The 12,273-nt window shown below is 69.5% G+C and carries 13 protein-coding genes and 1 tRNA gene; 4 read left to right on the top strand and 10 right to left on the bottom strand.

Annotated elements, in window-relative coordinates:
• Positions 1 to 75: 75 nt before the first annotated feature.
• Positions 76 to 351: a helix-turn-helix domain-containing protein gene (locus DCW30_RS05590; RefSeq protein WP_076686217.1), complete on the bottom strand. Its 276-nt coding sequence runs from the start codon at positions 349 to 351 to the stop codon at positions 76 to 78.
• On the bottom strand, positions 348 to 581 hold the full coding sequence (locus tag DCW30_RS05585; RefSeq protein WP_123985621.1) for a hypothetical protein: 234 nt from the start codon (positions 579 to 581) through the stop codon (positions 348 to 350). The genes DCW30_RS05590 and DCW30_RS05585 overlap by 4 nt, the downstream gene beginning before the upstream one ends.
• 278 nt (positions 582 to 859) lie before the next feature.
• Between DCW30_RS05585 and DCW30_RS05580 the strand changes: the two genes are divergently transcribed.
• Together DCW30_RS05580 and DCW30_RS36995 are read left to right on the top strand one after the other, a co-directional pair.
• On the top strand, positions 860 to 1,330 hold the full coding sequence (locus DCW30_RS05580; protein ID WP_079250131.1) for a hypothetical protein: 471 nt from the start codon (positions 860 to 862) through the stop codon (positions 1,328 to 1,330).
• Between the two features lie 181 nt (positions 1,331 to 1,511).
• Entirely contained in the window at positions 1,512 to 2,000 is a 489-nt protein-coding gene (locus tag DCW30_RS36995) for a hypothetical protein (RefSeq protein WP_205576613.1), read from the top strand.
• Here the strand turns inward: DCW30_RS36995 and DCW30_RS05565 are convergent, their stop codons facing one another.
• The 5 genes from DCW30_RS05565 to DCW30_RS05545 all read right to left on the bottom strand — a co-directional run bounded on the left by DCW30_RS05565 (position 2,001) and on the right by DCW30_RS05545 (position 6,099).
• Positions 2,001 to 3,299 (bottom strand): tyrosine-type recombinase/integrase, encoded by a 1,299-nt coding sequence (locus tag DCW30_RS05565; RefSeq protein ID WP_076686221.1) that lies wholly within the window; start codon positions 3,297 to 3,299, stop codon positions 2,001 to 2,003.
• Between the two features lie 110 nt (positions 3,300 to 3,409).
• A tRNA-His gene (locus DCW30_RS05560) sits at positions 3,410 to 3,482 on the bottom strand.
• A 111-nt stretch (positions 3,483 to 3,593) separates the two neighbouring features.
• Entirely contained in the window at positions 3,594 to 4,196 is a 603-nt protein-coding gene (orn, locus tag DCW30_RS05555) for an oligoribonuclease (RefSeq protein WP_076686224.1), read from the bottom strand.
• Between the two features lie 10 nt (positions 4,197 to 4,206).
• Positions 4,207 to 5,439 carry a helix-turn-helix domain-containing protein gene (locus tag DCW30_RS05550; protein WP_076686225.1) on the bottom strand — a complete coding sequence of 411 codons (1,233 nt, stop codon included), beginning with the start codon at positions 5,437 to 5,439 and terminating at the stop codon, positions 4,207 to 4,209.
• 396 nt (positions 5,440 to 5,835) lie between these two features.
• On the bottom strand, positions 5,836 to 6,099 hold the full coding sequence (locus DCW30_RS05545) for a hypothetical protein (protein ID WP_205576614.1): 264 nt from the start codon (positions 6,097 to 6,099) through the stop codon (positions 5,836 to 5,838).
• Between the two features lie 483 nt (positions 6,100 to 6,582).
• Between DCW30_RS05545 and DCW30_RS05540 the strand changes: the two genes are divergently transcribed.
• Positions 6,583 to 7,107 carry a universal stress protein gene (locus DCW30_RS05540; RefSeq protein WP_062778166.1) on the top strand — a complete coding sequence of 175 codons (525 nt, stop codon included), beginning with the start codon at positions 6,583 to 6,585 and terminating at the stop codon, positions 7,105 to 7,107.
• A gap of 244 nt (positions 7,108 to 7,351) precedes the next feature.
• On the opposite strand, the gene glmS is transcribed toward DCW30_RS05540, so the two are convergent.
• The 3 genes from glmS to DCW30_RS05525 form a co-directional block, all read right to left on the bottom strand.
• Positions 7,352 to 9,169, bottom strand: coding sequence for a glutamine--fructose-6-phosphate transaminase (isomerizing) (gene glmS / locus DCW30_RS05535; RefSeq protein WP_076686229.1), 1,818 nt, complete (start codon positions 9,167 to 9,169; stop codon positions 7,352 to 7,354).
• Positions 9,170 to 9,179: 10 nt separating this feature from the next.
• Positions 9,180 to 9,437 carry a hypothetical protein gene (locus tag DCW30_RS05530; RefSeq protein ID WP_062778170.1) on the bottom strand — a complete coding sequence of 86 codons (258 nt, stop codon included), beginning with the start codon at positions 9,435 to 9,437 and terminating at the stop codon, positions 9,180 to 9,182.
• A gap of 165 nt (positions 9,438 to 9,602) precedes the next feature.
• Positions 9,603 to 10,493, bottom strand: coding sequence for a DUF4429 domain-containing protein (locus DCW30_RS05525; protein ID WP_076686232.1), 891 nt, complete (start codon positions 10,491 to 10,493; stop codon positions 9,603 to 9,605).
• A gap of 145 nt (positions 10,494 to 10,638) precedes the next feature.
• On the opposite strand from DCW30_RS05525, the gene DCW30_RS05520 reads away from it, so the two are divergent.
• Positions 10,639 to 12,249: a beta-N-acetylhexosaminidase gene (locus tag DCW30_RS05520; RefSeq protein WP_373569113.1), complete on the top strand. Its 1,611-nt coding sequence runs from the start codon at positions 10,639 to 10,641 to the stop codon at positions 12,247 to 12,249.
• Positions 12,250 to 12,273: the final 24 nt, after the last annotated feature.

The raw sequence follows: 12,273 nt of genomic DNA, 5'->3' as shown, positions 1-12,273 counted from the left end.
TGCATTGGTGGGGCGCCGTAGTCGGGGGGTCGCTCAGGCCGGGAAGTCGGAGCGGCCCTTCGGCGCGAAGTCGGGTCAGCCAGTCCGTACGGCCGTGCCGCGCGAGGGCAGCGGGCGCAGGGCGGCCAGCGGGTGAGCGGTCGGCGCCGATGACGGCGCGGGGACGATGGCCAGAGGGCCCGTCGTCGGCTCGTAATGCGTCAGGGCGTCGATGCGGTCGAGGTCTGCATCGGAGAAGGTGACCTTCCGGCCCTTCTTGCTGTGCGGCAGGCTCTTGATATGGCGGCGCAGCCAGGTTTCCGGGACGCGAAGCTCGGCCGCAGCTTCCGGATAGGTGTATCGGCGGCTCACGCGGCGACCAGTTGCTTGGGCTCGACGTGAGGGGTGCGGGCCGAACGGCGGCGCGGGGCCCAGAGGCACAGAAGGTCGATGCCGATCGCCTCGCAGATGCCGCGGGCGATGCTCTCGGGCTGTGACTGAGTGACGCCGGTGAGCAGCGCGTTAATCGTGCTCGACGGGACGCCGACCACGGCGGCGAGTTCGCGACCGCTGATGCTTGCTCCGGTCGCTGTGCGTTCCATGAGAGCGCGGAGAACCTCGGGGCGGACGAGCTCGTATCGGGGTTCGGACGCCACTGGTTCACCTCCTTGGACGTTGTGGCCAAAAAGTTGGACAGCAAGAGCATGGCAGAACCTGGACGCCGTGTCCAGATATTTGGTCGTGACTGTGCGGTGGTTTTTTGGTCAAGGTGCTCGCGCGGGGTGGCGTCTAGCGCCCAAGAACCTGGACACTGTGGCTGTCGACCCAGTGGGAGTCATCTGCTGACCAGGGCATATGCCATAGTCGACACAGGAGACACGTGGACACCACGCCCCACAGCGCCCGCGCGGAGACGAGGAAGATGTCAGCGGAGGAGACGGTCGAACAGGCCGAGCGAGCCGACCTGTCGGATCTCGTCCGGGACCGGATGGCGGAGCTCGGCAAGGGCGTGCGCACCATCGCCGATGCCACCGTCGACCCGGAGAACCCGGACGCCGGCCCGCAGTACAAGCGCGGAACCCTCGACAACCTCATCAACAACCGGGGCGTGAAGCCTCCGACGGAGGCGCAGCTCCGCGGGCTTCAGGCGGCCCTGGATGTGCCGCTCGTAGCGCTTCAGCGCGCGGCGTCGGCGCAGTTCTTCGGGTACGTGTCGGAGCGGTGGGGCGGCGGCGCCAAGCACCGGTTGTTCATCGCACGGATCGAGGAGTTCAGCGAGCGAGAGCTCGACAAGCTCGACCAGATGGCAGACATCATGCTGCGTCGCGACGGCGATGAGGCGCAGAGGTAGTACCCAACCTCACCGGTGAATATCACTATCAGTTACCTCTTGAAGTCCTCTGGTCACAACCTGATCGGTATGGCACAGTCGGTGATCCGCCTGGGGGGCGTGTCGGATCGGATCGATTCATCCGCGCCCTCGACGCATGCCCGCGTCGAGGTGTGGATGTGCCATGCAAGGGGGCACGTCAGTGGCATACGACAGCGGCGTGGAGCTGCAGGCGGAAGTGAAACCCGCAGCGGAGTTCGACATGGAGTTCGTACCCGAACTCCCCAACGGCAGGGCCATCTTCCCTGCTGAACGAAATGGCAAATTCGGCTACCTCGTAGCCACGGGAGCCATGACGGAGCAGTGCCTCACCGAGCTCGTCAGGCACATCCGCTCGATCGTGCGGAGCGGCAGCTGGCAACAGAACTGGCGCGAGGAACCATCCGCCCAGCAGTGCCCAGCCGCGTCGGAGCACGCGAACGAATCCGTCTTCGACATGGAATGGCGTAACGACCTCCCCGACGGGGCGGCTGTGAGGCCAGACGAATCGCAGGGACGTTTCGTCTGGCTCGTTCGCAAGGGCGCCATGACGGAGCAGTGCTTCGAAGAGATGCGCGCCTACCTCATCCACGTCGTCGGCAGCGGCCGGTGGAGCCAGAACTGGGGCACACGGCCCCAGCCCTGCCACTGATCACGCAGAACGGACAGGCCGCAGCCCTTCGCGAGGCGCAACCACACGCATCGCGTTGGTGACTGCGGCGCTGATCTCGTCGTCCAGGTTGTTCAGCAGATGCCCGTACCGGTCGATCGTCGTCGTGATCGACTCATGCCCCAGCCGCGCCTGAATCGCCGCCGGGTTGATGTTGTCCGCGATCAGCCACGCCACGTGCGTATGCCGGAGATCGTGGATGCGCGGCCGCTTCCCGAGCCCCTTCTTGATCGCTTCGTTCAGCGCGCGCTCCCACTTGCGGTGGTAGAAGTTGCTGTGCCGCCACGCCTTGCCCTGCCCGCCCCGGAACACCCAGTCCTCCGGGCCCCGGCCGGCCACGTGGCGGCGCAGCATCGCCAGCTGGTCCTCGTTCAGCTTCACCAGGCGCCGCGCCTTCCGCGTCTTCGGCGGCCCGATCTCGAAGGTGTTGTCGTCCTGCCTCTTCCAGGCGCGCTGGACGTTGACCTTCCCGGTGGTCCAGTTGATGTCACGGGTCTGCAGGGCGGTCGCCTCGCCCCACCGCATGCCGGTGCCGACGAGGAAGTCGGCGAGGTCGGCCGCGTCGGGGTCGAAGGCCCGGAGCTCGATGCTGATGCGGGCGTACTCCTCGTGCTCCAGGAACACCATCTCCTCGTCGCTGCCCTCGTCCTGGCGGGGCAGGCCCGTCTTCTTGCACGGGTTCGTCTCGCGCAAGGGCGGCTCGGCCTCGACGGCGGCCTGGAAGACGCAGTAGAGCAGCCCATGCCGGTTCGCGACGCTCTTGGCGCTGGCCTTGGCCCGGAGGACGTTCTCGGGGTCGTCAGGGGCTGTGACGGCGTGCCGCTGGCGGCGCACCCACTCGTTCACGTCGGCCTGCGTGATGTTGCAGATCGTCGGCGGGTGCTCGACGCCGTCGGCCGCGGTATGCACGAGGCCGCCGAGGCGCCGCTCGATGCCGGCGGCGTCGGTGTGCTTGACCCCGAGGAAGTGCCGCTCGATGTCCCGCTTGTAATCGTGCTTGGTCCGGTCGTCCACCGTGTTGAGCGCGTCCACGTAGGCGTGGGCGTAGCTGCCGAAGGGGTGGTCGTCGGGGTGTGTCTCCGGCTCGACGAAGCCGCGGCCCTTGACCCAGCCGTGGGGCCACTGGTTGCCGTGTGCCTCGACCAGCTTCCGGAACTGGTCGGCGCTGTCCTCGTCACCGAACTTCTCGTCTTCCCAGGACCCCCCGCGCCCGCCTTGGAGCCAGCGGACTTGGTAGGTCGCGGAGCCGTCCTTCTTCTCGCGCTTCCTGATGCTCGCCATGGGAGGAGGGTAGGGCTGTCCGGCAGGGGTTGTGTGGCCACGGTTTGGCCACGATTCCGGGCATGAAGAAGGCCCGGCCTGCTTTCGCAGGTCGGGCCTTGATCATTCAGGGTGAGTGACGGGACTTGAACCCGCGGCCACCTGGACCACAACCAGGTGCTCTACCAACTGAGCTACACCCACCATGTCCGGTCTTCTGTCGCTCTTCCGACCGGCCGAGAAAAAGTGTACAGGGTCCGAAGGGGTGCTCGCGCACACGTTTCGCGGACCCCGTACACAGGGCTTGCGCGGAGGCTACTCCGCGGACAGGACGTGCTTCGCCGCGATCGACTTCGCCGTGTCCGAGTCCGGTCCCGGCTGCGGGACGAAGACCGCCTCGCGGTAGTAGCGGAGCTCGGCGATGGACTCGCGGATGTCGGCGAGCGCCCGGTGGTTGCCGTTCTTGTCCGGGCTGTTGAAGTACGCCCGGGGGTACCAGCGCCGGGCCAGCTCCTTGATGGAGGAGACGTCGACGATGCGGTAGTGGAGGTACTCCTCCAGGGTCCGCATGTCCCGCGCGAGGAAGCCGCGGTCGGTGCCGACCGAATTTCCGCACAGCGGAGCCTTCCGCGGCTCCTTGACGTGCTCACGTACGTACGTGAGGACCTGCTCCTCGGCGTCGGCCAGCGTGGTGCCGCCGGCCAGCTCGTCGAGGAGCCCCGAGGCGGTGTGCATGGTGCGCACCACCTCGGGCATGGTCTCCAGCGCCGCGTCCGGCGGGCGGATCACGATGTCCACCCCTTCGCCGAGCACGTTCAGTTCCGAGTCGGTGACCAGTGCGGCCACCTCGATAAGTGCGTCGTCCGTCAACGAGAGCCCGGTCATCTCGCAGTCGATCCACACCATGCGATCGTTCATGCGTCTTACCCTACGGCGCACTCCTCTGGCCGGGCAGTGGCGCACGACCGGCGGCGTAGACGTCCGCGTTCGGCTTGCCGGTCTCGGTGGGCACCGAGGCCGAGGGGCCGAGCGCGCTCGCGGCGGCCGTGCGCCGGGTCTGGGAGGGCACGGGGCCCGCCTCGACCAGCGTCGGCACGGCCTGGGCGGCCGCGGTCGCGGCGGCCTCCAGCGCCCGCTCGCCCTGCGGCCTGCGGGCCCGGTAGGCGGCCCGGTAGGCGGCGGGAGACGAGCCCAGCTGGCGCCGGAAGTGGCCCCGCAGCGCCACCGGCGAGCGGAAGCCGCAGCGGCCCGCGACCTCGTCGACGGAGTAGTCGGAGGTCTCCAGGAGCCGCTGGGCCTGGAGCACCCGCTGGGTGATCAGCCACTGCAGGGGAGCGCTCCCGGTGAGCGAGCGGAACCTGCGGTCGAAGGTGCGCCTGCTCATGTACGCGCGCGCGGCCAGCGTCTCCACGTCGAACTGCTCGTGGAGGTGCTCCAGGGCCCAGGCGACGACTTCGGCCAGCGGGTCGGCGCCGATCTCCTCGGGTAAAGACCTGTCGAGATAGCGCTCCTGACCGCCGGCCCTGCGCGGCGGCACCACGAGCCTGCGGGCGAGCGCGCCCGCCGCCTCGTTGCCGTGGTCCGTGCGCACGATGTGCAGACAGAGATCGATTCCGGCCGCGGTGCCGGCGCTCGTCAGGACGTCCCCGTCGTCGACGAACAGTTCGCGCGGGTCCACGTGCACGGACGGGTAGCGCTTGGCGAGCGTCGGCGCGTACATCCAGTGGGTGGTCGCCGGGCGGCCGTCGAGCAGCCCCGCGGCGGCGAGCACGAACGCGCCGGTGCAGAGCCCGACGATGCGGGCGCCCTCCTCGTGCGCGCGGCGCAGCGCGTCGAGTGCCTCCGGCGGTGGCGGCGACGTGATCGACCGCCAGGCCGGCACGACGACGGTGCCCGCCCGGCCGATCGCCTCCAGGCCGTGCGGCGCGGTGAGTTCGAGCCCGCCGGTGGTCCGCAGCGGTCCCTCCTCGCCGGCGCACACGAGCAGCCGGTAGCGGGGCACGCCTGCGTCCTGCCGGTCGATGCCGAATACGGAGAGCGGTATGGAACTCTCGAAGATGGGTCCACCGCTGAAGAGCAGCACCGCTACGATCTCCCGGCGGCGACGCCCGGACAGCTTCCGAGCCGTGGTCTCCGGCGCGGCAGTGGAGTCGTGACTCATGCTGCTAAACCCCCCTCGGTCGTCGCGGCTCCCTGTTCTTGACGTGCTTGCTTGGCCTGTCGCTGCTGCACGTTTCCCCTCGGTCCTCCACCAGTCCCCCGCCGTAATACAGTCAAGATCGAATCTACTGTGTCCCGTGCCGCCGGGGTGACCAGTTCAGCACCCGGCGGAATGTCGACATGGCAACTTGGCGTGAAGCATTCGATCACGAAGCGTTGCACTCGGGGGCCGCGCTGGGAAGTACGCCTTCGCTCCATGGCCGGTCCCCGTAGGGTGCGCAAGCGTTCGGAGGGCCTTTCAGCCCTGGTCAACCGGGGGTTGGAGGCCCCTTCCCGCAAGAAATGCTGAGCCCCCGGAAGTTGGCTGAAAAGCTACGGGATCGTGTGTGCGAATACGTCAGTCGACCGGGGGGTGGCCGATGCCGTGACGCATGCCCCGGTGCGCTCCTGAAGCCGTCCTGCCGTGCCGTCCGCGGTGTGCGGTGTTCTGTTCTGCAAGCAGTCGCGCGGCGCACCGCTCGGACTGCCTGAGCAGCACCCGGCAGACTCCGGTGACGGCCGCGAGACCGAGCGCGGCGCCGCCCGCCCCCGCCAGCGAGATCCCGTACCCCACGAGGACGACGGGAACCAGGACGCAGCTGAACGCGGCCCAGCGGACCACCTCGCTCGCCGACTCCTGATGCGGCGCGTCGCGTGGCCGCCGGGCGCGCGTTCCGCGCGCCGGGGCTTGCTCGGGTGAAGACGGCGCGCGGGAGGGGAGTGGGGACGCGGTCGATGATCCGGGCACGGCGTGCTCCCTGTGGCGGTGGCGGGACAGGGGTACAACGCGCGGCCGGGCGGGCGGTCACTGGCGAGCCATCCGGCGGACGCCGGACGGGTGGGCAAACCGCCTGTACGAGGCAGCAACCATTGCCATACGGGCGAGGCTCATGCATGCTCCGGTGAACGCCGGGGAGGCCCTGTGCACGGCCCGGCGGGGGTCCTGGCAGGCCCTTCGCAGGCTCTGGGCAGGAAAGGAGTGTCGCCGTACCCTTGGGGGTATGGGCTTGGGAAGATGATTCCCGGACTACCTTCCAGTCCTTGATCCTCACGCGCCAACCGAAAAGCCGACCCTCCCACAGAGGACTCCTTCGCCGAGACACCCATGGCCGGTCACGAATTCCCCGAACCCGCGGACCGCAAGCGGCAGGTCGCCGATCCCACAGCGACCCCCCAGGCGGCGGAAGAACCACGTCACTCCTGCGATCCCGCCTTCCGGCACGGTGTCGTCGTCGGCTTCGACGGCTCGACCTCCAGTGAGCGGGCCCTCGCCTACGCGATCGGGATGGCCCACCGCTCGGGCTCGGGTCTGATCATCGTCCACGTCGCCAACCGGCTGCCCACCACGGTGTGGGCGGGGTGCGAGCCCCCGGTCTTCGTGGACGTGCCCGACCACCGCACCGAAGTGCTCGGTCTCGAACTGGCCTGCGCGGACTACCTCGCCGAGGTGCCGTGGATCCTCGTCGAGCGCGGCGGCGACATCTGCCACGAGCTGGAAGAGGTCGGCCACGAGTACAGCGCGGACGCGATCGTCGTCGGCTCCACGCACGGTGTCGTCGGGCGCATCTTCGGCTCCGTCGCGGGCCGTCTCGCGCGGCGCGCGCAGCGGCCGGTCATCGTCATCCCGTAGCGGCGGGCCGCCGGCGGGGGACAGGCTGCTTCAGGGCAGATAAATCTACTTGCGCGTAGAGGTGCTGGGCGCGCCCGTGAAGGGTACATAAAGGTCGCCGGCACACCGCCCTGCCGGCCGGGGGTGACGGCTACCGGTCGATGCGGGCGCGGGTCGGGGTAATGGGCGACCCCGACCCTTGAGGAACGGCTCCCCGCGTGCTGGTGGCACGCGCGGGGAGCCGTTCATTCGTTCACGGGCCCGACTACTCCACGGTGACGGACTTCGCCAGGTTGCGCGGCTTGTCGATGTCCCGGCCGAGCGCCAACGCCGTGTGGTAGGCGAGGAGTTGCAGCGGGATGCCCATCAGGATCGGGTCCAGCTCGTTCTCGTTCTTCGGCACGACGATGGTCTCGTCGGCCTTCTCCTGCTCCTGGTGCGCGACCGCGAGGATCTTGCCGCTGCGGGCCTTGATCTCCTCCAGCGCGGCGCGGTTCTTCTCCAGGAGGTCGTCGTCGGGGACGATCGCGACGGTGGGCAGCGCGGGCTCGATGAGCGCGAGCGGGCCGTGCTTCAGCTCCGAGGCGGGGTAGGCCTCGGCGTGGATGTAGGAGACCTCCTTGAGCTTGAGGGAGGCCTCGCGGGCCACGGGGTAGCCGCGCACACGACCGATGAAGAGCATCGAGCGGGCGTCGGCGTAGCTCTTGGCGATCTTCTTGATCTCGTCCTCGCGCTTGAGGATCTCCGCGATCTGTCCCGGCAGCATGCGCAGGCCCTCGATGATCCGCTTGCCGTCGGCGGCCGAGAGGTCGCGGATGCGGCCCAGGTGCAGGGCGAGCAGGGCGAAGGCGACGGTCGTGTTGGTGAAGCACTTGGTGGAGACGACGCAGACCTCCGGGCCCGCGTGGACGTACACGCCCGCGTCCGCCTCGCGGGCGATGGCGGAGCCGACGACGTTGACCACGCCGAGGACGCGGGCGCCCTTGCGCTTCAGCTCCTGGACGGCGGCGAGGACGTCGTAGGTCTCGCCGGACTGCGAGACGGCGACGTAGAGGGTGTCGGGGTCCACGACCGCGTTGCGGTAGCGGAACTCGCTCGCCGGCTCCGCGTCGGCGGGGATGCGGGCCAGCTCCTCGATCATCTGGGCGCCGATCATGCCCGCGTGGTACGAGGTGCCGCAGCCGAGGATCTTGACGCGGCGCACCTTGCGGGCGTCGTGCGCGTCGAGGTTGAGGCCGCCGAGGTGCACGGTGGAGAAGCGGTCGTCGATGCGGCCGCGCAGCACGCGGTCGACCGCGTCGGGCTGCTCGAAGATCTCCTTGTGCATGTACGTGTCGTGGCCGCCCATGTCGTACGACTCGGCCTCCCACTCCACGGTGGTCGGCGAGGCGGTCGTGCGCGAGCCCTCGGTGGTGTACGTGCGGTAGTCGTCGGCCTTGATGGTGGCCATCTCGCCGTCGTCGAGGGTGACGACCTGGCGGGTGTGGGAGACGAGCGCGGCGACGTCGGAGGCGACGAACATCTCCTTCTCGCCGATGCCGAGGACGACCGGGGAGCCGTTGCGCGCGACGACGATGCGGTCGTTGAAGTCGGCGTGCAGGACGGCGATGCCGTACGTGCCCTCGATGTGGCGCAGCGCCTCGCGCACTTTCTCCTCGAGGGTGTCCGCCTGGGAGCGGGCGATGAGGTGGGTGAGGACCTCGGTGTCGGTCTCGGAGAGGAACTCGACGCCGTCGGCGGTCAGCTTGGCCCGCAGCTCGGAGGCGTTGTCGATGATGCCGTTGTGGACGACGGCGACCTTCTCGTCCTGGGACAGGTGAGGGTGGGCGTTCTCGTCGGAGGGGGCGCCGTGGGTGGCCCAGCGGGTGTGGGCGATGCCGGTCGTGCCCTTGAAGCGGGACGGGACCCGGGCCTCCAGGTCACGCACGCGGCCCTTGGCCTTCACCGTCTTCAGGCCGGAGGCCTTGGGGCCGGTGACGGCGATGCCCGCGGAGTCGTAGCCGCGGTACTCAAGGCGCTGCAGGCCTTCGAGGAGGAGCGGGGCGACGTCACGCTTGCCGATGTATCCGACGATTCCGCACATGGAGGGTGTCCTAGCCGTAGATGATGCGGCGCAACTGCCGGAGCGTGAGCTCGGGCGGCGCGACCGCGCGATATCCGAGATCCGCCGAGATCTGTTCGAAGATCGCCGCGTTCAGCAGGCCCTGACCCTGCAGCTCGCGGTGGCGGCGACGGACGAACTCTTCGGTCGTCTCGTCGAAGTAGGCGAGCACGTCCTGGATGACCCGCAGTGCTTCACCCCGCTGGAGCGGGGTGCTGCGGGTGAGGTGGTCCACCAGGTCGTCGTGCATTCGATGATCCTGGGGGATCTCCACCGCTTTCGCAAGAATCCTGCCCGGAATCGGGCACGCACGCGCCGGAATGGGCCGTTGGGTGGGCCGCCGGATGGACGAAGGCGGCTTGCGGACGGGCCAGGGGTGGCCCCCATCCGGCGCGGGACGGTCTGCTCGGCAGCCCTACATGCGGCGCAGGACGGCCTGCTTGGCCGTGGTGAACTCCTCGTCGGTCAAGATCCCTGACCGGTGCAGCTCGCCCAGCTCCCGCAGGCGCCGCAGCAGGGCGTCGTGGTCGTCGGCGGGCGGCGCGGGGGCGAGCGTCTTGGCGACGGCGGGCGGGGTGTCCTGGGCCGCGGCCGGGGGAGCGGGGGCCAGCGGGTGCGGGAGGCGGGCCTGGACCGCGGCGGCGACCAGGGCCATCAGCGGGTCCTTCTTGAAGCCCCAGAGCTCGATCGCGTTCGGGTCGTACTTCGGCGGGGCCTTGGTCGGGGCGTTGCGCACGGTGAAACGGAGGCAGCCGTTCTCCAGGCCGACCGCGGCCTGCCACTCCACCGCCACGATGTCGGGGAGCGCCAGGGACCTGGTGCCGACCGCGGCCTTCGCCTCCTCGGTCTTCCAGTTCCACTCCAGGCGCACGTGCTCCCCGTCGAAGCTCGCGGTGCCGTCGCCCGCCGAGACCGACAGCGGCACGGGCGGCCCCGGGAGGAGATAGGACTCGCAGGGTGCGGTCGGCACCTGTTCGAGCAGATGGGCGTTGCGCACCTCGTCGACCAGGTACTCCGCGACCCCGTGGCGGTTCGGCTCGACGGCGAGCTGGTACGGGTCCGAGGCGTCCGTCAGCTGGCCGCCCGTCGCCTGGAGCAGCGGGTCGGCGCCGTTCCGCAGGCACAGCCGCAGCCGTCCCGCCTTCTTGCCCTGCTCGAAGGCTATGCCCGCCAACGCCTCCAGCGGCACGGTCAGTTCACCGAGGGTCTTGCGCAGCAGCGAGACGCTCTTGTCGTGGCCGGGCACAAGGCGCAGCACCTCTCCGTCGAAGGTCCAGGTCCCGTCGCGCTGGATGATTTCCGCCATGCCGGGATTCTCGCATCGACCTCTTGGACAAATGGTCTAAACCCCTTGACCCCTGGTGGACCCGGGGCTACCAATGGGGACCGTTCGATTGCGATGCACCACAGTTGCGCCACCTTCACTGACACTTCGTCGAAGGGACCCGCTGGTGAGAACGCACAGATCGACTCGCATCCTCGGCTCGCTGCTGCTCGTGGCGGCCGCCGGGATCTCCTCCTTCGCCGCCGCCCCCGCCCCCGAGGCGACCCGGCCCTCCGTCACCCCGCTCGGTGAGGTGGTGCCCGCTCCCCTGAAGGCGGAGGCGGGCGGCGCCGGGTACCAGATCACCGCCAAGACGCGCATCCGCGTCGGCGACGGCAACCCCGACGAGCGCCGCGTCGGCGAGTACCTCGCCCGGGTGCTGCGGCCCTCCACCGGCTACAAGCTGCCCGTCACCAGCGGAGAGGGGAGCGACGGCATCCGGCTGCGCATCAGCGCCGAACCGGCGAACAAGGTCCTCGGCAACGAGGGGTACCGCGTCATCTCCGAGCGCGGCTCCCTCACCATCACCTCCTGGTCCGGCGCCGGCCTCTTCCACGGCGTCCAGACGGTCCGCCAGCAACTGCCCGCCGCTGTGGAGAAGAAGTCGAAGCAGCGCGGACCCTGGCGGATCGCGGGCGGCACCATCAAGGACATGCCGCGCTATGGCTACCGCTCCACGATGCTCGACGTCTCACGGCACTTCTTCACCGTCGACCAGGTCAAGCGCTACATCGACCAGGCGTCCCTGTACAAGATGAACAAGCTGCACCTGCACCTCAGCGACGACCAGGGCTGGCGCATCGCCATCGACTCCTGGCCGCGCCTCGCGACCCACGGCGGCTCCACCCAGGTCGGCGGCGGCGAGGGCGGCTACTACACGAAGGCCCAGTACAAGGAGATCGTGGCCTACGCCGCCTCGCGGTACATGGAGGTCGTGCCCGAGATCGACATGCCGGGGCACACCAACGCCGCGCTCGCCTCGTACGCCGAGCTGAACTGCGACGGCGTGGCCCCGCCGCTCTACACCGGCACCGCGGTCGGCTTCAGCTCGCTGTGCGTGAAGAAGGACGTCACGTACGACTTCGTGGACGACGTGATCCGTGAGCTGGCCGCCATGACGCCGGGCGAGTACCTGCACATCGGCGGCGACGAGGCGCACTCCACCAGCCACGAGGACTTCGTCGCGTTCATGGACAAGGTGCAGCCGGTGGTCGCCAAGTACGGCAAGAAGGTGATGGGCTGGCACCAGCTGGCCGGCGCCCGGCCCGCGAAGGGCGCCGTCGCCCAGTACTGGGGTTACGACAGGACGGGTGCCGCCGAGCGCGAGCAGGTCGTGAACGCCGCGAAGAACGGCACCAAGCTGGTCCTCTCGCCGGCCGACCGCTCCTACCTCGACCACAAGTACACCAAGGACACCCCGCTCGGCCTGTCCTGGGCCGGTCTCGTCGAGGTGCGGCGGTCCTACGACTGGGACCCGGGCGCCTACCTCCAGGGCGCGCCCGCGGACGCGGTCATGGGTGTCGAGGCGCCGCTGTGGACGGAGACCCTGTCGACCTCCGCGCACCTGGACCACATGGCGTTCCCGCGGCTTCCCGGGATCGCCGAGCTCGGCTGGTCGCCCGCGGCCACGCACGACTGGGACGCGTACAAGACGCGGCTCGCCGCGCAGGCGCCCCGCTGGGACGCCCTGGGCATCGGCTACTACGAGTCGCCGCAGGTGCCCTGGCCCGCCAAGTAGGCGCGCGTGACGGGCCGTTATGCC

It is taken from the genome of Streptomyces alfalfae, from assembly GCF_004127445.1.
Classification (GTDB): Bacteria; Actinomycetota; Actinomycetes; order Streptomycetales; family Streptomycetaceae; genus Streptomyces; species Streptomyces alfalfae.
The sequence above is the reverse complement of the archived record's forward strand: the minus strand, read 5'-3'. Positions and strand labels throughout refer to the sequence as shown.

Excerpts from the sequence above, each read along its gene's own strand:
- DCW30_RS05585 (WP_123985621.1), bottom strand. The coding sequence starts at position 581 with ATGGAACGCACAGCGACCGGAGCAAGCATCAGCGGTCGCGAACTCGCC.
- DCW30_RS05565 (WP_076686221.1), bottom strand. The coding sequence starts at position 3,299 with ATGGCGAGCATCAGGAAGCGCGAGAAGAAGGACGGCTCCGCGACCTAC.
- orn (WP_076686224.1), bottom strand. The coding sequence starts at position 4,196 with ATGAACGATCGCATGGTGTGGATCGACTGCGAGATGACCGGGCTCTCG.
- DCW30_RS05550 (WP_076686225.1), bottom strand. The coding sequence starts at position 5,439 with ATGAGTCACGACTCCACTGCCGCGCCGGAGACCACGGCTCGGAAGCTG.
- DCW30_RS05540 (WP_062778166.1), top strand. The coding sequence starts at position 6,583 with ATGGCCGGTCACGAATTCCCCGAACCCGCGGACCGCAAGCGGCAGGTC.
- glmS (WP_076686229.1), bottom strand. The coding sequence starts at position 9,169 with ATGTGCGGAATCGTCGGATACATCGGCAAGCGTGACGTCGCCCCGCTC.
- DCW30_RS05530 (WP_062778170.1), bottom strand. The coding sequence starts at position 9,437 with ATGCACGACGACCTGGTGGACCACCTCACCCGCAGCACCCCGCTCCAG.
- DCW30_RS05525 (WP_076686232.1), bottom strand. The coding sequence starts at position 10,493 with ATGGCGGAAATCATCCAGCGCGACGGGACCTGGACCTTCGACGGAGAG.